A 21,379-nucleotide genomic window follows, 5' to 3' on the forward strand; every position below is an offset into this window, starting at 1 on the left:
ATTGCTTCGTCGCAAGGGCTCCTCGCAATGACGGTGGACAGGGTTGCGCCAGCGAGCGCCACATCCTCCCATCGCACTTGACTTACCCATAACTCTACGGTTATGAATTTATCCATAACTTATGGGTTATGGATTTCACATGTCCGCCGCGCACGATCTTCTGTTCAGGACGCTCGCCGATCCGACCCGGAGGGCGATCTTCGAGCGGCTGTGCCGCGAGGGCGAGCAGACGGTCGGGGCACTGACCGCGACATCCGGCGTTTCCCAGCCGGCAGTCTCAAAACATCTCGGCTCGCTGAAGCAGGCCGGGCTGGTGCGCGACCGCCACGCAGGACGCCAGACCCATTACAGCGCGCAGCCCGGCGCGCTCAATCCGCTGATCGACTGGACCGGCCAGATGGCCGGCTTCTGGCAGAACCGGCTCGATGCTCTCGACGATCTCCTGAAGAGGATGGACCAATGACCGAAGCTGCCGCCGAGATGCGCTCCGTGGTGATCGAGCGCGAATTTGCCTTTCCGGCCGAGCGGATCTGGCGCGCGCTGACGCAGCCGCATCTGATCGAGGAATGGCTGATGAAGAACGACTTCAAGCCGGTCGTCGGTCATCGCTTCAATCTTCGCGGCGAATGGGGCGGCGTGCTGGACTGCGAGGTCCTCACCATCGAGCCGCAGCGCGCGCTCGCCTATACCTGGAATTTCTCGCATGAGGACGCGGCGTTCGATCTGAAAAGCGTGGTGACCTTCACGCTGACGCCGACGAACGCGGGCACGCATCTGCGCGTCGAGCAGGCGGGCTTCAGCCCGACGCAGAAGCAGGCCTATGGCGGCGCGCATGCCGGCTGGAAGCAGTTTTTCGCCAGGCTGGACGAGGTGCTGGCGCGGGCTGACTAGGTCCGTCGCCGGCCTTCATTCGATCATCTCAAGAGGAGGTTTCATTGACCGGGAATATGTGGGTTCGACAAATCCATCGCTGGCTGTCCATCGCCTTCACGCTCGCCGTCATCGCGAACATTGTTGCCCTGACGCTGCAAATCCAGGCCACATGGATCGGGCTGCTGGCATTCGTCCCGCTGATTCCGTTGCTCGCGACCGGGCTCTACATGTTCGCGCTGCCCTATGTCGGCCGCCGCAGCGGCGCGCGGCAAGAGGCGTGATCATGAAGAAGGCCGTGACCGCGAAGACAAGCAGCGCGACCAAGACGGACGGCGCTTCGCCCTCTAGGATGATCGACGGCAGGATCAAGGAGCTCGGCGACTGGCGCGGCGAGATGCTGGGGCGAATCCGCGGCCTGATCAAGGAGGCCGATCCTGACGTCGTCGAGGAATGGAAATGGCGCGGCGTTCCCGTGTGGGAGCACGACGGCATCATCTGCACCGGCGAGACCTACAAGGCCGTCGTGAAGCTGACTTTTGCCAGGGGCGCGGCGCTGGACGACCCGGCCGGCCTGTTCAATTCGAGCCTCGAGGGAAACGTGCGCCGCGCGATCGACATTCGCGAAGGCGAAAAAATCAACGAGAAGGCGTTGAAGGCGCTCATTCGTGCAGCGGTGGAGTTGAATGCGTCCAAGAAGAAGCCGGCGAAGAAGCGATCGACTTAGACCACGTCAAGTCGACGCAAATTCCTGGTGACGGCCAGAGCAAGCGCCTCGTCCTTCGAGACGACCGCTCCGCGGTCTCCTCAGGATGAGGCTAAGCAGAAGCGCTGTCTGTCGACATAGCTCCCGCACACTCCGTCCTCATCCTGAGGGCCCGCCAAAGGCGGGCGATGGGCCGCGGGCGAGCTACCGCAACGTCGATGCTCTACCAGCCGCCTCAGGCCGCCGCCGGGATCGGGCGCGGGCTCACGACATATTCGCGCAGGACCTTGTCGTTGGCGTCGACCTCGATCAGCGAGACGTCGTAAGTCCAGAGATCAGCGAGGTGCTGGAGCACGCGCTTGGCGTCGGTCTCGTTGAGCTGCGAGCCCTTGATGACGTGGTGATGCAGGATCAGCCGGCGGTCGCCGGAGAGATCGACGTCGACCACTTCGATGTTGGCATCGATGAAGCCGACATCGTGCTGCCGCGCCAGTTCGCGCCGCACCCGGCGGAAGCCGCGATCGTCGTGGATGGCATCGACCCGGATGCCGGCGCGCTCCTCGGGATCGTCGTGCAGGTGGAACATGCGGAAGTGCCGCATCAGCTTCGGGCTCAGGAACTGCGCGATGAAGCTTTCATCGCGGTAGTTGGCCCAGACGTCGCGCAGCACGCCCATCACGTCGTTCTTGCCGGCAATGTCGGGGAACCACTCGCGGTCCTCGTCTTCCGGCCTGGTGACGATGCGCTCGATGTCCTGCATCACGGCAAAGCCGAGCGCATAGGGATTGAAGCCGGAGAAGCGCGGATCGTCGAATTCGGGCTGGAACACCACGTTGGTGTGCGATTGGAGGAATTCGAGGAAGTTGCCGTCGGAGATGCGGCCTTGCTGATGCAGCTTGGTCATGATGCGATAGTGGACGTAGGTCGCCGTCCCCTCGTTCATCACCTTGGTCTGGCTCTGCGGATAGAAATATTGCGCGATGTGGCGGACGATGCGCAAAAGCTCGCGTTGCCAGGGCGCCAGCCGCGGCGCGCTCTTCTCCAGGAAGTAGAGCAGGTTTTCCTGCGGCAGGCCGAGCAGCTTGCGGCGGCGTTCGATGCTGAGCGCGGAGCGGGTCTTCGACGCCCCCTTCGGCACGGTGCGCCAGAGGTCGTTGAAGACCTCCTCCTCGTGCTGACGGCGGCGCCCCGCCCGCTTTTCCTCGGCGCGCAGATCCAGCTTCTTCTTGCCGGGATAGCGGTCGATGCCGTGCGACATCAGCGCATGCGCGGCATCCAGGGTGCGCTCGACCTCGACGCGGCCGTAGCGCTCCTCGCAGGTCATGACGTAGTTCTTGGCAAAGTCGAGATAGTCCAGAATGCCGTCGGCGTCGGTCCACTGCTTGAACAGATAGTTGTTCTTGAAGAAGTGGTTGTGGCCGAAGGCGGCGTGGGCGATCACCAGCGTCTGCATCGTCGCCGTGTTCTCCTCCATCAGATAGGAGATGCAGGGCGAGGAGTTGATCACGATCTCATAGGCAAGCCCCATCAGGCCCTTGCGATACGAGGCCTCGTGGAACGCGAAGTGCTTGCCGAACGACCAGTGCTTGTAGAACAGCGGCATGCCGACGGACGAGTAGGCATCCAGCATCTGCTCGGCGGTGATGACTTCGATCTGGTTCGGATAGACGTCGAGCCCGAGATCCTTCGTCGCCACCTCCTCGCAGGCATCCGTGATGCGCTGCAAGGTGTGGAAATCCCAATCGGCGCCTTCGAACAAGCGTTCCGTCATGGAGCGGCTTTCTCCTGGGAGTTTTCGCGGCGCTGGAACAGATCGTGGAACACCGGGAAGATCTCGCTGCGCTCGCTGACCTTGCGCATCGAGAGCGGTGCGCCGCTGTTGCGCAGGCGGTCGTAGAGGGTCCAGAGTGAGGAGTCGGAGAGATCGAAGGCGCTGCCGCCGGACTCCCCGACCTCGAGATAGGCAAAGAACTGGCAGACCGGCAGGATCTTGTCGGTCAGCAGCATGCCCGTGAGCTCGCCGTCGGAATAGGAATTGTCGCCGTCGGAGGCTTGCGCGGCGTAGATGTTCCAGTCCGCCGGATTGAAACGCTCGCGCACGATCTCGTGCATGGCGTGCAGCGCGCTGGAGACCAGCGTGCCGCCCGAGGCCGGACCGTAGAAGAAGGTCTGCTCGTCCACCTCCTCGGCGCGGTCGGTGTGGCGGATGAAGACGATCTCGACATGCTTGTAGCGCCGCTTCAGGAACACGTAGAGCAGCATGTAGAAGCGCTTGGCGAGATCCTTCATGTGCTCGGACATCGAGCCGGAGACGTCCATCAGGCAGAACATCACCGCCTGCGCCACCGGCCGCGGCACCTTCTCGTAGCGGCGGTAGCGGATATCGAGCGGATCGACGAAGGGAATGCGCTTGGTCCTCGCCTTCAGCCTTTCGAGCTCGGCGAGCAGCACCACGCGCTCGTCCTCGTCGGTGCATGCCGCGATCGCGGCTTCCAGCTCCTCAATCTCCTCCTTGCGGGGACGCTTGAGCGCGATGCGGCGCGCCAGCGCGAGCTTCACCGTCCGGCTGACCGAGATGTTGGCGGGCGAGCCGGACGTGGTGTAGCCGGCGCGCTGGATGCCCTCGCTCTCGGTCTGCGCGATCTTGCGCTTGGCAAGATCCGGCAGCTCGAGGTCGTCGAGGAACAGATCCACGAACTCGTCGCGGGAGAGGACGAAGCGGAACGCGTCCTCGCTGTCGCCTTCGCCGGGACCGGAATCCTTGGCGCTGCCCTGGCCGGATCGCTGGAGGTAATCGCCCTCGATGAACTTCTTGTTCCCGGGCAACACCATGTCGCGCGTTCCGCCTTCACGGCGGAAACGCGGCTCGTGCATGCCGTCGAGCGGTATCGTGACCTCACCACCCTCCAGGACGTCCTTGATGTCGCGTTCCTGCGAGGTCTTCTTGACGGCGCCCTGCACCAGGGATTTGGCCCGACGCAAGAACCGCTGCCGGTTCTCAAGACTCTTGCCGCCTGGATTCAGGCGCCTGTCAATAATGTGAATGGGCACTTTTCCATCCGCTCCATCCGCCTCAACCGGCCTGCTTCACACGCATGTACCATTCGACGAGCCGGCGAACCTGACGCTCGGTGTAGCCGCGCTCCACCATGCGTGCGACGAACTCGCCGTGCTTCTTCTCCGTCTCGCCGTCCTTCTTCGACCCGAAGGAGATGACCGGAAGCAGGTCCTCGACCTGCGAGAATATCCGCTTTTCGATCACGTCGCGAATCTTCTCGTAGGAAATCCAGGTCGGATTCTTGCCTCCGTTCTGGGCCCGCGACCGTAACGAGAATTTGACCACCTCGTTGCGGAAGTCCTTCGGGTTGGCGATGCCCGCCGGCTTCTCAATTTTGGTCAGTTCCTGGTTCAAAAGCTCGCGATCGAGCAGCTGGCCGGTGTCGGCATCCTTGAAGTCCTGATCCTCGATCCAGGCATCGGCGTAGTCGACGTAGCGGTCGAACAGATTCTGGCCGTAATCCGAGTAGGATTCGAGATAGGCCTTCTGGATCTCGTTGCCGATGAACTCGGCGTAGCGCGGCGCCAGGTCCGCCTTGATGAATTCGAGATAGCGCTTCTCGACTTCCTCCGGGAGCTGCTCGCGGCGGATCGACTGCTCCAGCGCGTACATCAGATGCACGGCGTCGGCGGCGACTTCCTGCGGATCGTGGTTGAAGGTCGCAGCCAGTATCTTGAAGGCGAAACGGGTGGAGACGCCGTCCATGCCCTCGTCGACGCCGGCGGCATCGCGATATTCCTGGACGCTCCGTGCCTTCGGATCGGATTCCTTCAGGCTCTCGCCGTCATAGACCCGCATCTTGCCGAACAGCGTGGAGTTCTCGTGCTTGCGCAGGCGCGACATCACCGAGAACCGCGCCAACGTCTCCAGGGTCGAGGGTGCGCACGGCGCGGCCGCCAGCTCCGAGCCCTGGATCAGCTTTTCGTAGATCTTCTGCTCTTCGGTGGCCCGGAGGCAGTACGGCACCTTGATCACGCAGATGCGGTCGATGAAGGCCTCGTTGTTCTTGTTGGCCTTGAAGCTCGACCACTCGGCTTCGTTCGAGTGCGCGAGGATCACGCCGGTGAAGGGGATCGCGCCGATATTCTCGGTGCCGATGTAGTTGCCCTCCTGCGTTGCGGTGAGCAGCGGGTGCAGCATCTTGATCGGCGCCTTGAACATCTCGACGAATTCAAGGATGCCCTGGTTGGCGCGATTGAGGCCGCCCGAATAGCTGTAGGCGTCGGGATCGTTCTGCGCGTAGGTCTCGAGCTTGCGGATATCGACCTTGCCGACCAGCGACGAGATGTCCTGGTTGTTCTCGTCACCAGGCTCGGTCTTGGAGACCGCGATCTGGCGCAGCCGCGACGGCTGGATTTTTGCGACTCTGAACTGAGAAATGTCACCGCCGAAGGCTTCCAGCCGCTTGTAGCACCACGGGCTCATCAGGCCGGTGAGGCGACGGCGCGGAATGCCGTACTTCTCTTCCAGCATCGGTCCGAGATGATCGGGATCGAACAGGCTGAGCGGGCTTTCAAACACCGGGCTCAATTCATCGCCGGCTTTGAGCACGTAGATCGGCTGCACTTCCATCAGCGACTTGAGCCGCTCGGCGAGCGAGGATTTGCCGCCGCCGACCGGGCCGAGCAGATAGAGGATCTGCTTGCGCTCTTCGAGCCCCTGCGCCGCGTGGCGGAAGAAACCGACGATGCGCTCGATGGTTTCTTCCATGCCGTAGAAGCCGGCGAAGGCCGGATAGGTCCGGATGGTGCGGTTCAAAAAAATACGGCCAAGGCGTGGGTCCTTGGCCGTGTCAATCGTCTGAGGCTCACCGATCGCTGCTAGCAGTCGCTCGGCCGCGTTCGCGTATTTCATGGGATCGCTTCGACACGATTCCAGATATTCCGCCATCGACATGTCGTGTTGGCTTCTCGCCTCGAACGACTTAGCGAAAGCGTTGAATAGAGAATCGTTATACATGATCCCTCTCCGCGTGAGTTCCGCCACAAGCTGAAACGAAAGCAGTTACCGGACCGTTCCTCAGGCCATTTCGAATCAGCGTGAGCACATGACGATCATTGGACACCCGGGTGCCGACACGACGCAACGCACAACGTAGGCACTCATTGAGTTACGAACAGGCACATGCCTGTAATTTGTGCGAATCTGTATCTATCTTCGCTCATTTCCAGAAAATGTCACTTGGTCGCAACATCCGGGCATTACCGGGGATGAGCCCATCCGGCACTGCAACATGGAGCGATCTGCGAGCGGCAATCTTATGACGCTTGTACGGCGAAGCCTTGCGTGCCGCGTTCATCTTCCTGCTGCAATGCGGTGCGCGCAGCGCTCGCAGCATGACAATCGCGGCAAGCGCGCAGCAGTGTATCAAAATCGGTCGCCAAACCCTCGGAGCGGATGACAATCCGTTCATTCTGCCGTTCGTTCTCCGCACGGTGCGCCAAGGTGCTCATGGTGCAGAGCTGCCGCTGCAAGGCCGGCGTCAGCGTCAGCACGATCGCCTTGTGGCCGCGGCCTTCCTCAGTCGAAACCTCCGCAATCGAGTCCCACAGCAGAAATTCGTTGCCGATGCGGAGGTCGCGGATGCCATAGGGGGTGACGATCACCACCGGTCCCCGCTCGGCGGGCAGCAGCCAGATCAGCCGGCCGGTCACCAGGCCGAACAGCACGACGCCGGCATAGCCGACCGTCGTATCGTAGTCGCCCAGACCGTCCCACCAGTCGAAGGCAAGGGTCGCACTGAACAGGGTCATCGCGAAGCCCGCCGCGACCAGCAGCCGCAGCTGGGTCGTACACGGGCTGATTTCGAGATCGTGGGTCGCATCGATGCATGCGGCCGGCGCGACCGATTGCGGGCTGTCGGCAACAGCGAGCGTCAGGCGGTCATGATGTGCGTGCATGCTTTTCCCCAGCATGGCCATTCGCGGCCGAGCGACGATCTATCAGGCGGACCGTAATCCGCTGATGACACTCCACGCAGACTGGGCTGACGAGACGAAGCGGCTACGTTGGTAACGAGCCCTTGGCCATTGCTCCGGCCGACGACTTTTTACGCAACACGGCTACTTCCGCCTGGATCGCCATGATCGCGACGGAGTTACACTGGAGGGTAGACGCCTATCCCCTTGATTGGTTCCCTCCCGGGAGCATGTAGGTTAGAGGATAGCGCGTCAGGACCGGTGCGGAAACCCCTCGCCGCAGGCTTGGAGATAAATAAACATCATGAATCCCGTCAAAGAACTGGAAAAGCACGGACAAGCCGTCTGGCTGGACTTCCTGGCCCGTGGCTTCATCGCCAAGGGCGACCTGAAGCGGCTGATCGACACCGACGGCGTCAAGGGCGTCACCTCCAACCCATCGATCTTCGAGAAGGCGATCGGCAGTTCGGACGAGTATGACGCCCCGATCGGCAAGGCGCTGAAGCGCGGCGACCGGACCGTGGCCGACCTGTTCGAGGCCGTCGCGATCGAGGACATCCAGAACGCCGCGGACGTGCTCCGCCCGGTCTATGACCGCCTGAGGGCCGGCGACGGCTATGTCAGCCTGGAAGTTTCGCCCTATCTGGCGATGGACACCGCCGGCACGGTCGCCGAGGCGCGGCGGCTCTGGAAGGATGTCGACCGCAAGAACCTGATGGTGAAGGTGCCGGCGACGCCGGAGGGCCTGCCGGCGATCGAGACGCTGATCGGCGACGGCATCAGCATCAACATCACGCTGTTGTTCGCCAGGGACGTCTACCTCCAGGTCGCCGAGGCCTACCTCGCCGGTCTGGAAAAATACGTCGCCGGCGGCGGCGACCCGTCGCACGTGGCGAGCGTCGCGAGCTTCTTCGTCAGCCGCATCGACTCGGTCGTCGACAAGCAGCTCGACGAGAGGATCGCCCGCGCCAACGATCCATCCGAGAAGGAGCGGCTCGCCGCGCTGAAGGGCAAGGTCGCGATCGCCAACGCCAAGGTCGCCTACCAGGATTACAAGCGCCTGTTTTCCGGCCCGCGCTGGGACAAGCTGGCTGCCAAGGGCGCCAAGCCGCAGCGGATGCTGTGGGCCTCCACCGGCACCAAGAACAAGGACTACAGCGACGTCCTCTATGTCGAGGAGCTGATCGGTCCCGACACCATCAATACCGTGCCGCCGGCGACGCTCGATGCGTTCCGCGACCACGGCAAGCCGCGCGACAGCCTTGAAGAGAACGTCGACGACGCCCGCCGCGTGCTGGAAGAACTGGAGCGCTCCGGCGTCTCGCTCGAGGCGATCACCGAGGAACTCGTCAAGGACGGCGTCAAGCAGTTCGCCGATGCCGCTGACAAGCTCTATGGCGCCGTCGCCCACAAGCGGGCGACCGTGCTCGGGCCCGCGATCGACCACCAGCTTCTCTCGCTCGGCGACGGCCTCGGCAAGGCGGTGGCCAAGAGCACCGAGGAATGGCGCGCCTCGGCAAAGATCCGCAGGCTGTGGCAGCGCGACAAATCGGTCTGGACCGGCACCGACGAGGACAAATGGCTCGGCTGGCTCGACAGCGCGGCGAAGGCCGACGTCGCCGACTATGAGGACTATGCGAGCCGCGTGAAGGGCCAAAAGTTCTCCGATGCCGTCGTGCTCGGCATGGGCGGATCAAGCCTTGGCCCCGAGGTGCTGGCCGAGACTTTTGCGCGGAAGTCCGGCTTCCCGAAATTGCACGTGCTGGATTCCACCGATCCGGCACAGGTCCGGGCCATGGAGGCCAGGATCGACATCGCCAACACCGTGTTCATCGTGTCCAGCAAATCCGGCGGGACCACCGAGCCGAACGCGATGAAGGATTATTTCCACGAACGCGTCGCACAGGCGGTCGGGCCGAAAGTGAAGACCGGCCATCGCTTCATCGCGGTGACCGATCCCGGCTCGTCGCTGGAGAAGGCGGCGAAGAGCCTCAACTACGCCCGCATCTTCCATGGGGAACCCTCGATCGGCGGCCGCTATTCGGTGCTTTCGCCGTTCGGCCTGGTGCCGGCGGCGACCGCGGGCATCGACGTCAAGACGCTGATCAAGCACGCGCTCTCCATGGCCCGCTCCTGCGGACCCGACGTGCCGCCAGGTGAGAACCCGGGCGTCCAGCTCGGCCTTGCCATGGGCCTCGCCGGCCTCGAAGGGCGCGACAAGGTGACGATCCTGTCGTCGAAGAAGATCGCCGATTTCGGCGCCTGGGCCGAACAGCTGATCGCGGAATCGACCGGCAAGGAAGGCAAGGGCCTGATCCCGATCGCCGGCGAACCGCTCGGCGAGCCCGCGCTCTACGGCAACGACCGCTTCTTCATCGACATTCGCACCGAAGGCGAAGCGGACGCCGCGCATGACTCCAAGCTCGCCGCGGTCGAAGCCGCCGGCCATCCCGTCGTGCGCATCGTGATGAAATCGATCGACCATCTCGGTCAGGAGTTCTTCCGCTTCGAGATGGCGACGGCGGTCGCGGGCAGCATCCTCGGCATCAACCCGTTCGACCAGCCGGACGTGGAAGCGGCCAAGATCAAGACCCGCGAGCTCACCGCGTCGTTCGAGAAGACCGGTGCATTGCCGGCCGAACAGCCGGTGGTCAGCACCGACGAGGCCGATCTCTACACCGACGAGGCCAACGCCACGGCGCTGCGCGCCGCCGGCGCCAACGGCGACCTCACCTCGTGGCTGAGAGCGCATCTCTCCCGCTCGGGTCATGGCGACTATGTCGCCCTGCTCGGCTACATCGCGCGCGACAAGGCGACGATCGACGCACTCCAGACGATGCGTCTCGAAGTGCGCGAGAAGCGTCACGTCGCGACTTGCGCCGAGTTCGGACCGCGCTTCCTGCATTCGACCGGGCAGGCCTACAAGGGCGGGCCCGACAGCGGCGTGTTTCTCCAGATCACGGCCGACGATGCCAAGGACTTGTCGGTGCCGGGCCAGAAGGCGAACTTCGGCGTGATCAAGGCCGCGCAGGCGCGCGGCGACTTCGACGTGCTCACCGAGCGCGGCCGGCGCGCGCTCAGGGTCCACCTCAAGGGCGGGCTCAAGAAAGGTCTCGCGGCGCTCAACGCGGCGCTTAACGATGCGCTGAACTAAGGGAATCTCTCGATGCAACTCGGCATGATCGGCCTCGGCCGGATGGGCGGCAACATCGTTCGCCGCCTGATGCGCCACGGTCATACGACCGTGGTCTACGACAAGGACGCCAAGGCCGTCGCGGGTCTCGCCGCAGACGGCGCTGTGGGCTCAACGACGCTCGAAGAATTCATCTCGAAACTCGAGCGGCCGCGCACGGCCTGGGTGATGCTGCCGGCCGGCCACATCACCGAGACCACGATCGACACCATCGCGGGCGTGATGCAGGAAGGCGACGTCATCATCGACGGCGGCAACACGTTCTGGCAGGACGACGTCCGGCGCGGCAAGGCGCTCAAGGAGCGCGGCATCCACTATGTCGACGTCGGCACCTCCGGCGGAGTCTGGGGTCTCGACCGCGGCTATTGCATGATGATCGGCGGCGAGAAGCAGGTGGTCGACCGGCTCGATCCGATCTTCGCCGCGCTTGCGCCCGGCGCCGGCGACATTCCGCGCACGGAAGGACGTGAGGGGCGCGATCCCCGCATCGAGCAGGGCTACATCCATGCAGGCCCCGTGGGCGCCGGCCATTTCGTCAAGATGATCCACAACGGCATCGAATACGGCCTGATGCAAGCCTATGCCGAAGGTTTCGACATCCTCAAGAATGCCAACATCGAGGCCTTGCCGGCTGATCATCGCTACGATTTCGACCTTGCCGACATCGCCGAGGTGTGGCGGCGCGGCAGCGTGATCCCGTCCTGGCTGCTCGACCTCACCTCGACGGCGCTCGCCGACAGCCCTGCCCTTGCGGAATATTCCGGCTTCGTCGAGGATTCCGGCGAAGGCCGCTGGACTGTGAATGCCGCGATCGACGAGGCCGTGCCGGCCGAAGTTTTGACCGCGGCCCTCTACACACGTTTCCGTTCACGCAAGGAACACACCTTCGCCGAAAAAATTCTCTCCGCAATGCGCGCGGGTTTCGGCGGCCACAAGGAGCCGAAGCAGCCGGGCGCTTCGAAACCCAAATAAGAGCCGAAGTAACAAGTAACAGAGCGAAGGCCGATCATTCGTGACAAAAGACCCGCAGGCCAAGCGCAAGCCCGAAAATTGCGCCTTCGTCATCTTTGGCGCGACCGGTGACCTCACCCATCGGCTGGTGATGCCGTCGCTCTACAATCTGGCCGCCGAGCACCTGTTGCCGGAGAAGTTCTGCGTCGTCGGTGTGGCCCGCAACCGCCAGTCGGATGACGAGCTGCGCGACAGCCTGTTGAAGGGGCTGCGCCAGTTCGCAACCCGTCCCGTGGACGACGACATCGCCCGGAAGCTGCTGGAATGCGTGACCTTCGTCGAGGCCGATCCGAAGGATCCCCCGTCCTTCGACCGCTTGCGCGAGCATCTGGATTCGCTGGAATGCGCGCAGGACACCGGCGGCAACCGACTGTTCTATCTGGCAACGCCGCCCGCCGCGTTCGCGCCGACTGCGCGCGAGCTCGGCCGCACCGGCATGATGAAGGAGAACGGCGCCTGGCGTCGGCTCGTAATCGAAAAGCCGTTCGGCACCGATCTCGCGTCAGCCAAGGCGCTGAATGCCGAGCTCTTGAAGATCATGGACGAGCACCAGATCTACCGGATCGATCATTATCTCGGCAAGGAGACGGTGCAGAACATCCTGGTGCTGCGCTTTGCCAACGGCATGTTCGAGCCGATCTGGAATCGCAACCATATCGATCACATCCAGATCACCGTGGAGGAGAAGCTCGGCGTCGGCCATCGCGGCGGCTTCTACGATGCCACCGGCGCACTGCGCGACATGGTGCCGAACCATCTGTTCCAGCTGATGTCGCTGGTCGCGATGGAGCCGCCGGCGCGGTTCGATGCGCATTCCGTGCGCTCCGAAAAGGCCGACGTGCTGACGTCGATCCAGCAGCCGACCCGGGAAGAGGCGCTGAAGAATTCGGTGCGCGCGCAATATCTCGCCGGCCGCATCGGCGACGACGCGATCACGGACTATCGCAAGACCGAGGACGTCAAGCCCGGCAGCAGCACCGAGACCTTCGTCGCGCTGAAGCTGATGATCGACAATTGGCGCTGGGCCGGCGTGCCGTTCTATTTGCGCACCGGCAAGGCGCTCGGCCACAAGCGCACGGAAGTGGCGATCAAGTTCAAGCAGGCGCCGCTGTCGATGTTCTCAGGCACGGATGTCGACCGCCTGTCGCAGAACTTCCTCACCATCGGCATCGCGCCGACCGAAACCATCGAGCTGCAGTTCAACGCCAAGATCCCGGGGCCGAGCATCACCATCGACGGCGTCGAGATGAAGTTCAAGTACGGCGACTATTTCCGCGCCGATCCCTCGACCGGCTACGAGACGCTGATCTACGACTGCATGATCGGCGACAACATCCTGTTCCAGCGCGCGGACGGCATCGAGGCCGGATGGCAGGCGGTGCAGCCGTTCCTGGACGCCTGGAAAAGTGAAGGCACCAACGGCATCGAGACCTACTCCGCCGGCAGCGACGGCCCCGCCTGCGCCGATGAGCTGCTCCGGCGCGACGGGCGAAGCTGGCGGAAGTTTACGTGATGGAAGCGGCCGACCAGCCGAAGCTGATCGTCGAGGCCGACGCCGAGGCGTTGGCGCAGGCCGCAGCCGAACGGGTGATGGCGCGGATATCAGCCAATCCCGGGCGGATCGCGATCTGCCTCACGGGTGGCTCCAGCCCGAAGAAGCTCTATCAATTGCTCGGCAGCGACGCTTATCGCGGCAAGGTCCCGTGGGACCGCGTGCACTGGTTCATCGGTGACGAGCGTTTCGTGCCTTCGAGCGATCCCCTCAACAACATGGCAGTCGCGCGCGCGACCTTTCTCGACCGCAATGCGCCGTCCGGGCATATTCACCCGATCCCCACCACGGCTGAAAGCCCCGAAGCGGGTGCCGACGCCTATGCGCGCGAGCTTCAGTCCTTCTACGGCGCCAAAAACCTCGATCCGGCACGGCCGCTGTTCGACATGGTCCTGATGGGCGCGGGCCCGGACGGCCACACCGCCTCGCTCTTCCCCGGCTACCCCGCGATCGAGGAGACCACGCGCTGGGTGGTCGGCGTCCCCAAGGCCAATGTCGCGCCGTTCGTGCCGCGGGTGTCGCTGACCCTGCCCGCCTTGGCCTCCTGCCGCGAAATGCTGTTCGAGATTGCCGGGCACGACAAGCAGCCGATCTTGACGCGCCTGCTCAATGGCGAGACTCTGCCGGCTGTACGCGCGCGCTCGAATGGTGAGACCGTCTGGCTGGTCGACCAGGCCGCGCTTCCGGAGGGAATTCGTGGCGGGCGTTGAAGCACCTTGTGCGTTGATCGTGATGGGCGTGTCGGGTTCAGGCAAGAGTACGGTTGCGGAGGCGCTCGGGCAGCGGCTCGGCTGGCGTTTCGAGGACGGCGACAGCTTTCACCCCGCCAGCAATGTCGAGAAGATGCGGGCGGGCCATCCCCTCACCGACGAGGACCGCTGGCCCTGGCTCAACGCCATCGCCGACGAGATCGCGCGGGTTTGCGACAAGGGCGAGCACGTGATCATCGCCTGCTCGGCGCTGAAGCACACCTATCGCGACGTGCTGCTGCGCGGACGCGACGACGTCCGCTTCGTCTTCCTGAGGGGCACCAAGGAGCTGATCGCCGCCCGCCTCGCGCAACGCAAGGGCCATTTCATGCCGCCCGGACTGCTGACGAGCCAATTCACGACGCTGGAGCCGCCCGAGGCCGGCGAGCACGTCGTCACCGTCTCGATCGACGAATCCGTCGAGGCGATCGTGGACGGCGTGGTACGGCAATTGAAGCTGAGCGGGGCGAAACGCTGAGGCCGACAAACCCTGAGGTCCTGCCATGACGAAAATCTCACTGGTCGTCTCCGACGTCGACGGCACGCTGCTGACCAAGGACAAGACGCTGACGGAGCGCGCGCGGTCCGCGGTGCAGCGGCTGCACAAGGCCGGCATCGGCTTCACCATCACCTCCAGCCGCCCCGCGATCGGCATGCGGTTCCTGGTCGAGCCGCTGGCGCTCTGGCTGCCGATCGGTCCGTTCAACGGCTCCTCGATCGTCGATCCCGAGATGCATCCGGTCGAGCAGCACCTGATCCCGGCGAGCGCCGCCGAACGGTCCTTGCAGATCCTCCGGGAGTTCGGCGCCGACATCTGGCTCTTCACCACCGACAAATGGCTGATCGACAACCCTGATGGTAAATACGTCGCGCACGAGCAGCACACGATCCGCTCCGATCCCACCATCGTGACGGATTTCTCGCCGTACCTTGCGAACGCCTGCAAGATCGTCGGCGCCAGCGCCGATGCGGCCGGCCTTGAGCGCTGCGAGAAGGCGATGCAGGAAGCGCTGGGCAGCGCGGCCACCGCGGTGCGCTCGCAGACCTATTATCTCGACATCACGCCGCCCGGCTTCGACAAGGGCACCTTCGTGCAGGCCATGGCCAAGCGCCTTGGGATTTCCACCGACGCGGTCGCCACCATCGGCGACATGCAGAACGACCTTGCGATGTTCCGCGTCAGCGGCACCTCGATCGCCATGGGCAATGCCACCGACAGCGTCAAGGACCAGGCCACCCACGTCACCGCGACCAACGAGCAGGACGGCTTTGCGGAGGCGATGGAGGTGATTTTGAAGCGGAACGGGGTGGGCTGAGATCTGATGAGATGAGACTCGACTGGCGCCGCGACGGAGGTGCGCTCCCTCCCCCCTTACTTCGACCGCTGAACCGCCGGCTTCTCGCTCTCCTGCCTCGCGGCCGAGAGATTGTGCGCGGTATTGATCAGCGCGATGTGGGTCAAGGCCTGCGGGAAATTGCCGGTCTGGCGCCGGGCGCCTGAATCATATTCTTCAGCCAGGAGGCCGACATCGTTCGCGATGCCGACCACGCGATCGAGCAAGGCTTGCGCCTTGTCGAGATCACCCGCCAGCACATGCGCATCGGCCAGCCACAGGCTGCACGCCAGGAACGCGCCCTCGATCGGCTGCGTCTCCTCGGACACTTCGCGGGGATCGTGGCGCAGCACAAAACCGTCGCGCATCATGTGTTTCTCGACGGCGGCGATGGTGCCCCGAATGCGCGGGTCCGATGGCGGCAGGAAGCCGACGGCCGGCAGCAGCAGCACGCTGGCATCGAGCAGCTTTGAACCATAGAAGTCGACAAAGGCATTCTCCTCCGCGTCAAATCCCTTGTTGCAGACATCGCGATGAATGGCTTCGCGCAGGGCACGCCAATGCAGCAGCGGCGCCTTGAAGCCAAAGGTCTCGGCGCTCTTGATGCCGCGGTCGAAGGCGACCCAGGTCATGACCTTGGAGAACACGTAGTGCTTCGGCTGTCCACGCAGCTCCCAGATGCCGTTGTCGGGATGGTCCCAGACCTCGGCGAGATGGTTGAGTACGACGCATTCCAGCGCCCAGGTCGTCTCGTCGTCGAGCTTCAGCTTCGCCATGCGCGACTGGTGGAAGGCGTCGATCAGTTCGCCGTAGACGTCGAGCTGGAGCTGCGCATGCGCGGCATTGCCGACGCGCACCGGTTGGGCGCCCTCATAACCGTCGAGCCAGCCCGCTTCCCATTCCAGCAGACGCCGCTGGCCCCAGATGCCGTACATGATCTGCATGTCCGCCGGCGAGCCTGCCGCCGCGCGCAGCAGCCAATTGTGCCAGGCCAACGCTTCCTCGGTGTAACCCGAGTTCATCAGCGCCAGCAGCGTGAAGGTCGCATCGCGCAGCCAGCAGAAGCGGTAATCCCAGTTCCTGGCGCCGCCGAGCTTTTCCGGCAACGAGGTGGTGGGCGCCGCGACGATGCCGCCGGTGGGGGCGAAGGTCAGCGCCTTCAGCGTGATCAGCGAGCGTACGATCAGATCGTGATATTCGCCGTCGCGGGTGCAGCGGCTGCACCATTCGTTCCAGAATTTCTCGGTCTCCTGGAAGGCGATCTCCGGATCGATCGGCGCGGGCGGATCGAGATGCGAGGGGCCGTAGGTCAGCACGAACGGCACGGTCTCACCCGCCTTCACGTCGAAGTCGGAGACCGTGGTGAGATCCTCGCCGCGGGTCTCCACCGGGGTGCGCAGCACCGTCATGTCCTGGCCGGCGATCGCCAGCAGCGAATGGTCGATGCGTCGCACCCAGGGAATGTCGACGCCGAAGCCGAAGCGGATGACAAGCTCCATCCGCATCTTCACCGTGCCCGTGAGGCCGCGGACCAGCCGCACGATGTCGGAGGCCTTGCCGCGCGGCGGCATGAAGTCGATCAGCGCAACGGTGCCGCTCCTGGTCTCGAAGCGCGTTTCTAGGATGAGGGTGTTGCCGAGATAGCGGCGCGAGATGGAGGTCGTGTCTTCGCCCGGCGCGATCAGCCAGCGGCCGTTCTTGTGCGTGCCGAGGATCGCGGCAAAGCAGGCATCTGAATCGAAGGCCGGCCAGCACAGCCAGTCGATCGAGCCGTCGCGCCCGACCAGCGCTGCGGTCTCGCAATCGCCGATCAGCGCATAGTCCTCGATCCTCTGAGCCAATGTGTTACGAGCCCCGGAAAATCCGCCGTTTCAACTCCCGCCGGTCAACGAGCGTTCCCGCGTCGCCGCCTTCAAGGCCGTAACATCGACCTTCGCGGCGATCTTGTCGAGCGCCACCGGCAGGCGCTGGCGCCAGTTCGGATGCTCGTCGATCGTACCGGGAATGTTGGGCTGGTCAATCACGCCGAGCAGATCCTCCAGCGACACCGCCAGAAGACGCGACGGCGTCCGCGACAGGAACGCGAGCACCGAATAGAGATCGTTGGCGTTGATGCCGTTCTGGCGCAGGATCTCGTCGAGCCTGCCGAGCGCATCCCAGCGCGCCTGGTCGTTCTCGCCGGGATCGAGCCCGAGCGAGCGCTTCATCTTGAGATCGCTGAAGGAGCGCCAGCCGGCATAGGTGCACAGATCATGCGTGTTCAGCGTGACCAGCGCATTGGGCCGGTAATGGTCGGCATTGCGGAAGCGGCCGGCATCGTCGCGCTCGAACATCATGACGAGGTAGGACCAGATGCCGAAATCCTGCATGGTCTCGCGGAAACCTTCCGGCACGGTGCCGAGGTCCTCGCCGATCACGATGCATTTGTGCGCCGCGCTCTCGCGCACCACGGCGCCGAGCAGCGCCTCGAACGGCATCTGAACATAGGCGCCGTTGTCCGGCTTGAAGCCGCGCGGCACCAGATACAGCCGCTTCAACCCCAGCACGTGATCGAGCCGGATCGCGCCGGCATGGCGCATCGAGGCGGCCAGCATGTCGGCGAACGGCACGAAGGATTGCGCCTCCAGACCACCGGCATTGAAGCCGGCAAGGCCCCAATCCTGTCCGACGGTGTTGAGCACGTCGGGCGGCGCGCCGACGGCGAGATGGCGCGAAATCGCCATCTGCTCGTTCCAGGCGTCGAAGCCGTTGGACTGCACGCCGACGGCGACGTCGAGATAGAGCCCGACGCGCATGCCGAGCTGGCCGGCCAATTCCTTGGCGGCCTGCAATTGGCTATCGGCCGTCCATTGCACGAATTCGACGAACTCGACCTCGCGCTTGTCGGGACCGTTGCGGAGCTCGGCGCATTTGGCTTCATCCGGCTGCTGCCACTCTTGCGGCCACTCCCACCAAGGCCCGGAGAAGCGATGCCGCAGCACCTCGAAGCAGGCAAAGCGGGACAATAGCGGCGCGCGGTCCGCGCGGAAGGCGTCGAATTCCTTGCGGCGCGCCTCGCTCGCGCCCGTCACGAAACTGTTGTAGGCGGCGCGCAGGCCGAGCCATTTCAGCGCCGCCATGTCCGCATAGGGCACACGATCGCCTTCGCGCAGCCGCGCGGCGGTCGCGGCCGCGTCGGGGACGAGGTCGGCGGAAAATTCCGGGATCGCCTCGACGTCGATATAGAGCGGGTTGAGAAACAGCCGGCTGTTCGGCGAATAGGGGCTGCAATCGGCGGGGTGGTTGTCGAACAGGACATGCAGCGGATTGAGCCCGACGCCATCGGCGCCGAGCTGCCTGGCGAGCCGAACGAGATCGGCGAGGTCGGTGAAATCGCCAATGCCCCAATTGCGGTCCGAGCGGACGCTGTAGAGCTGCACGGCGAGCAGCCAGCCACGGGCGAAATCGCCGCCGAAGGCGCGTTCGGGCGCCACGATCATCGGCACCTCTTCCGCAACACCCTCGGCATCGGTCAGCGTCAACCGGTGATAACCGAGCGGAAGGCCGGCGGGCCAGGCGATCACGGGCTCGTGGGTCTCGCCTTGCGCGATCACATTGCCGTTTGCGCGCAATGTCCATTGCAGCGGCGGCGCGCCGATTGTCGTCAATTCGGTGCGCGGATGTCCCAGGGCGCGCACCACCACGGGCCCGCCGACGAAGCGGTAAACCCGCTTCTCCGGCAGGGCCTCGAGGATGGATTTGAGGGCCACGGGATCGGTGACCCGCAGCTTTCCGAGGGCATCGACGAATTCGGACTGAACGCCCTTGATCCGGGCTTGAGCTAAAAGATCCATTCGGCACGCAGCTTGCTGGCCGTCATCCGGCCGGGGGCAGGGAATTTAACGAGGTCGTGGAAGAGGTTAGTCAGGGCTAACTCGCAGACCGCGCCTGCCGTTCCCAAGGGAACCAATGACACACAAGCGGCTTTCTATATTGGTATCAAGCGTAGGTTCCCGACAAGGGAAACGGGCTCCTGCTTTCTTGTCAATGGCATCACCGTGAACAAGACAATTCAAACTGTCGAGAGTGCCGCAGCCGGCGGCGCTTTCCTCATCGAAGATATCTATCCCTCGATCGACAGCGGCCGTTTCGCCGTGAAGCGGATTGCGGGCGAACGGGTCGACGTCTGGGCGGACATCTATCGCGACGGCGACGCGGTGATCGGTGCCGCACTGATCTGGCGAGGAGAGCAGGACCGGGAATGGTGGAGCGAGCCGATGATCCATCACGGCAATGACCGCTGGTCCGGCGCGTTCACCCCCGTCGAGCCCGGTCAATATGTCTATGCGATCGAAGCGTGGACCGACGAATTCGCGACCTGGTCGCACGGGGTCGAGCGCAAGCGGCGCGCCGGTGCGGACGTCAGCCTCGATGCCATCGAGGGCGCCGGCCTCCTGACCAAGGCACATGGCGCCCGGCAGGACGCCGCGGCGGTCATCGTCAAGCAATGCGAGGATTATCTTCAGACCGGCGATGTCGGCTCGCTGCTTGCAGCCGATCTCGGCGCGGCCATGGCCGAGAGCCAGTCGCGGCCCGACCTGACCCGCTCGCAGAACTTGCCGCTGATCGTCGACCGCGACAAAGCGCGCTTCGGCGCCTGGTATCAGATGATGCCGCGCAGCCAAAGCCAGAATCCCGGCCGGCACGGCACGCTGCGTGACTGTATCGCGCGCGTGCCCGACATCGCCGCGATGGGCTTTGACGTGCTCTACTTCACGCCCATCCACCCCATTGGCCGCACTCGCCGCAAGGGCCGCAACAATGCGCCGGTGGCGACCGAAGGCGATCCCGGCTCGCCCTATGCGATCGGCACGACCGAGGGCGGGCACGATGCACTGCATCCCGAGCTCGGCACGATCGAGGATTTCCGCGCGCTGGTCGCGACCTGTCTCGAATACGGCCTCGAGCTCGCGCTCGACTTCGCCGTGCAATGCTCGCCGGACCATCCCTGGCTGAGGCAGCATCCGGAATGGTTCAAATGGCGGCCGGACCGCTCGGTGCGGACGGCGAATGATCCCTATTCGGACATCGTCATCCCCGATTTCGCCTCCGTCGACAGGGCCGGGCTGTGGAACGCGTTTCGCGATGCCATGCTGTTCTGGATCGACCACGGCGTCACCATCTTCGCCATCGACAATCACGACACCGCGCCGCTGCCGTTCTGGGAGTGGCTGATCAGCGACATCCGCCGCCGCCATCCCGAGGTGATCCTGTTCTCCAAGACCTTTGCGCGGCCGAAGCTGATGCAGGGCCTCGCCAAGCTCGGCTTTGCACAGTCCTTCAGCTATTTCCCCTGGCGCACGGCGAAATGGGAGCTGGAGCAATATCTGGGCGAGCTGACGCGCTATCCCGAGCGCGATTTCTATCGGGCGAACCTGTTCGTGAGCACGCCCGACCTGCTGCCCTATCATCTCCAGGGCGGCGAGCCCTGGGCGTTCAAGTCGCGGGTCGCGCTGGCCGCGACGCTGTCCGGCAGTTACGGCATCTACAGCGGGTTCGAGCTGCTGGAGCATGACGCGATTCCCGGCCGCGAAGAATATCTCGATTCCGAGAAGTACCAGATCAAGCCGCGCGACTGGGACCGGCCCGGCAACATCAAGACCTACATCGCCGCGCTCAATCGCATCCGCAACGATAACGCCGCACTTCAACAAATGGAGAATTTGCGCTTCCTCGGCGTCGAGGACGGCGAGACGATCGCCTTTGCCAAGGAAGCGGCCGATCCGGCCAACGCCGTCGTCGCGGTCATCGCCCTCTCGCACCATGTCCGCGAAGTCTGGTTGCCGCTCGGCGACCTCACCATCGACGCCGGCGGCGCACGCCGCCACGTCACCGCACTCGAAAATCTCATCACAGGCGAACTGTCCCGCATCGAATGGGGCGGGATCAGATTATATATCGATCCCGACCGCGACCCGGCGCTGCTGTTCCGCTGCCTGGCGTAAGGAT

General features: G+C 64.1%; 17 protein-coding genes. 11 read left to right on the top strand and 6 right to left on the bottom strand.

Annotation, left to right across the window (positions count from 1 at the left end; all coding sequences use genetic code 11):
- The first annotated feature begins 139 nt into the window (after positions 1-139).
- From AC1DW2_RS05685 to AC1DW2_RS05700, 4 genes are read left to right on the top strand one after another with little or no spacing between them, the layout of a single operon-like run.
- Positions 140-463: an ArsR/SmtB family transcription factor gene (locus AC1DW2_RS05685; RefSeq protein ID WP_477005397.1), complete on the top strand. Its 324-nt coding sequence runs from the start codon at positions 140-142 to the stop codon at positions 461-463.
- The gene (locus AC1DW2_RS05690; protein ID WP_166343984.1) at positions 460-891 is read left to right on the top strand and encodes an SRPBCC family protein; all 432 of its coding nucleotides are present in this window, start codon (positions 460-462) and stop codon (positions 889-891) included. The genes AC1DW2_RS05685 and AC1DW2_RS05690 overlap by 4 nt, the downstream gene beginning before the upstream one ends.
- Positions 892-935: 44 nt before the next feature.
- The gene (locus tag AC1DW2_RS05695; protein WP_028156239.1) at positions 936-1,154 is read left to right on the top strand and encodes a hypothetical protein; all 219 of its coding nucleotides are present in this window, start codon (positions 936-938) and stop codon (positions 1,152-1,154) included.
- A gap of 2 nt (positions 1,155-1,156) precedes the next feature.
- Entirely contained in the window at positions 1,157-1,597 is a 441-nt protein-coding gene (locus tag AC1DW2_RS05700; RefSeq protein WP_477005398.1) for a DUF1801 domain-containing protein, read from the top strand.
- A 214-nt stretch (positions 1,598-1,811) separates the two neighbouring features.
- Here the strand turns inward: AC1DW2_RS05700 and AC1DW2_RS05705 are convergent, their stop codons facing one another.
- The 4 genes from AC1DW2_RS05705 to AC1DW2_RS05720 all read right to left on the bottom strand — a co-directional run bounded on the left by AC1DW2_RS05705 (position 1,812) and on the right by AC1DW2_RS05720 (position 7,555).
- A complete protein-coding gene (locus AC1DW2_RS05705) occupies positions 1,812-3,347 on the bottom strand; it encodes a SpoVR family protein (protein WP_028147051.1) in 1,536 nt (511 codons plus the stop codon).
- Positions 3,344-4,621 (bottom strand): YeaH/YhbH family protein, encoded by a 1,278-nt coding sequence (locus tag AC1DW2_RS05710; RefSeq protein WP_193560884.1) that lies wholly within the window; start codon positions 4,619-4,621, stop codon positions 3,344-3,346. Before AC1DW2_RS05710 ends, AC1DW2_RS05705 begins: the two co-directional genes overlap by 4 nt.
- Positions 4,622-4,649: 28 nt before the next feature.
- Positions 4,650-6,593 (bottom strand): PrkA family serine protein kinase, encoded by a 1,944-nt coding sequence (locus AC1DW2_RS05715; RefSeq protein WP_063981411.1) that lies wholly within the window; start codon positions 6,591-6,593, stop codon positions 4,650-4,652.
- 299 nt (positions 6,594-6,892) lie between these two features.
- On the bottom strand, positions 6,893-7,555 hold the full coding sequence (locus tag AC1DW2_RS05720) for an STM3941 family protein (protein ID WP_166343992.1): 663 nt from the start codon (positions 7,553-7,555) through the stop codon (positions 6,893-6,895).
- Between the two features lie 301 nt (positions 7,556-7,856).
- Here AC1DW2_RS05720 and AC1DW2_RS05725 point away from each other — a divergent pair, with 301 nt between their 5' ends.
- The 6 genes from AC1DW2_RS05725 to AC1DW2_RS05750 are packed head-to-tail and all read left to right on the top strand — an operon-like array spanning position 7,857 to position 15,373.
- Positions 7,857-10,706, top strand: a complete 2,850-nt coding sequence (locus AC1DW2_RS05725) for a bifunctional transaldolase/phosoglucose isomerase (protein ID WP_477005399.1) — start codon at positions 7,857-7,859, stop codon at positions 10,704-10,706.
- 12 nt (positions 10,707-10,718) lie between these two features.
- On the top strand, positions 10,719-11,717 hold the full coding sequence (gnd, locus tag AC1DW2_RS05730; RefSeq protein ID WP_476077742.1) for a phosphogluconate dehydrogenase (NAD(+)-dependent, decarboxylating): 999 nt from the start codon (positions 10,719-10,721) through the stop codon (positions 11,715-11,717).
- A 40-nt stretch (positions 11,718-11,757) separates the two neighbouring features.
- Positions 11,758-13,269, top strand: coding sequence for a glucose-6-phosphate dehydrogenase (gene zwf / locus AC1DW2_RS05735; RefSeq protein ID WP_477005400.1), 1,512 nt, complete (start codon positions 11,758-11,760; stop codon positions 13,267-13,269).
- A complete protein-coding gene (gene pgl, locus AC1DW2_RS05740; protein WP_477005454.1) occupies positions 13,269-14,018 on the top strand; it encodes a 6-phosphogluconolactonase in 750 nt (249 codons plus the stop codon). The genes zwf and pgl overlap by 1 nt, the downstream gene beginning before the upstream one ends.
- Entirely contained in the window at positions 14,005-14,535 is a 531-nt protein-coding gene (locus AC1DW2_RS05745; protein ID WP_071910141.1) for a gluconokinase, read from the top strand. Before pgl ends, AC1DW2_RS05745 begins: the two co-directional genes overlap by 14 nt.
- A gap of 25 nt (positions 14,536-14,560) precedes the next feature.
- A complete protein-coding gene (locus AC1DW2_RS05750) occupies positions 14,561-15,373 on the top strand; it encodes an HAD family hydrolase (RefSeq protein WP_477005401.1) in 813 nt (270 codons plus the stop codon).
- A 56-nt stretch (positions 15,374-15,429) separates the two neighbouring features.
- Here the strand turns inward: AC1DW2_RS05750 and AC1DW2_RS05755 are convergent, their stop codons facing one another.
- Both AC1DW2_RS05755 and malQ read right to left on the bottom strand, forming a co-directional pair.
- Positions 15,430-17,232: a glycoside hydrolase family 15 protein gene (locus AC1DW2_RS05755; protein ID WP_477005402.1), complete on the bottom strand. Its 1,803-nt coding sequence runs from the start codon at positions 17,230-17,232 to the stop codon at positions 15,430-15,432.
- 30 nt (positions 17,233-17,262) lie between these two features.
- Positions 17,263-19,224, bottom strand: a complete 1,962-nt coding sequence (gene malQ, locus AC1DW2_RS05760) for a 4-alpha-glucanotransferase (protein WP_477005403.1) — start codon at positions 19,222-19,224, stop codon at positions 17,263-17,265.
- Positions 19,225-19,428: 204 nt separating this feature from the next.
- On the opposite strand from malQ, the gene AC1DW2_RS05765 reads away from it, so the two are divergent.
- Positions 19,429-21,375 carry a maltotransferase domain-containing protein gene (locus AC1DW2_RS05765; protein ID WP_477005404.1) on the top strand — a complete coding sequence of 649 codons (1,947 nt, stop codon included), beginning with the start codon at positions 19,429-19,431 and terminating at the stop codon, positions 21,373-21,375.
- Positions 21,376-21,379 lie beyond the last annotated feature (4 nt).

It is taken from the genome of Bradyrhizobium sp. P3_C3, from assembly GCF_056402655.1.